Below are 913 nucleotides of genomic sequence, written 5' to 3'. Positions count from 1 at the left end.
GGGTGCGTCCGCCCGGGGCCGGGCCGCCGGACCCGTCCGTCCGGGGCAGTCGGGTCCGTCCGCCCGGGTCCGCTCCGGGGCCGGACCGGTTCCCGGCCCGCGCCTCGCCTCGCGCCGCGCCCCCTTGGCCTCCTGTCCGGCCCCGTGCCGGACAGGAGGCCAAGGGGGCGCACCCGTGCGGAGGGTCCGGCCGGCCTCGCGTCCTACCCCTGGAACGGGTCCTCCAGGACGGGGACGCAGGGTGACAGCAGCGGATCCGCGTGCTCGCTCACCCGTCCGCGGGCCATCCTGTGGACGAGGACCTCGTTCTCACGGCCGGGGTCCTCGTCGTCGCGTACGTGCAGCAGGCCGTAGGAGCCCGGCGCCCGTTCACCGACCTCGCGGAAGAACGCCGGGATCCGCGCGTCACGGTGGTTCGAGAAGCCGCCGAAGTGGACGAACACCTCCCCGTTCATCCACCGCAGATCGAGCAGGTACGGGCTGCCGATCTCCCGGATGCGCTCCTCGATACCCCCGACGATCAGCCGGAGACGATCGTCGTCGTACTCCTCGTCGTCGGCGCCGGCGCTCTCCAGAACCTTGATCCAGCCGTGGTACTCGAACATGGGCCGAAGCCTACCGAGCGGCCGCGCGCCGCCCGTGCCGTGGGTGGTGCCGGTGGTGCCGGTGGTGTGTCGGTGGCGGGACAGCGTCCTGCCGGTGTGCCGACAGCGCTCGACGCAAGACTCGGTGGCGCCCGATCAGGAACACACGACGACGAGGGAGCCGCCCGTGCCCCGACCCCGGCCCGCCACCGCCTTCCGTACCGCCTTCCGTACCGCTTCGCGTACCGCGTTCCGTGCCGCCACCGCCGTGCTCGTGCTGGCGGCCCTGGCCCCGGCCCACACCGGCCACGCCCCGCTCGGGACCGTCC

The 913-nt window shown here is 74.3% G+C and carries 1 protein-coding gene; it reads right to left on the bottom strand.

The features are described from left to right. Positions 1-203 precede the first annotated feature (203 nt). Positions 204-605 carry an Imm7 family immunity protein gene (locus tag AE652_RS42195; RefSeq protein ID WP_049661485.1) on the bottom strand — a complete coding sequence of 134 codons (402 nt, stop codon included), beginning with the start codon at positions 603-605 and terminating at the stop codon, positions 204-206. Between the last annotated feature and the right edge of the window lie 308 nt (positions 606-913).

Source organism: Kitasatospora sp. MY 5-36, assembly GCF_001182915.1.
GTDB lineage: Bacteria > Actinomycetota > Actinomycetes > Streptomycetales > Streptomycetaceae > Kitasatospora.
This window is presented reverse-complemented; position numbering and strand designations above follow the sequence as displayed.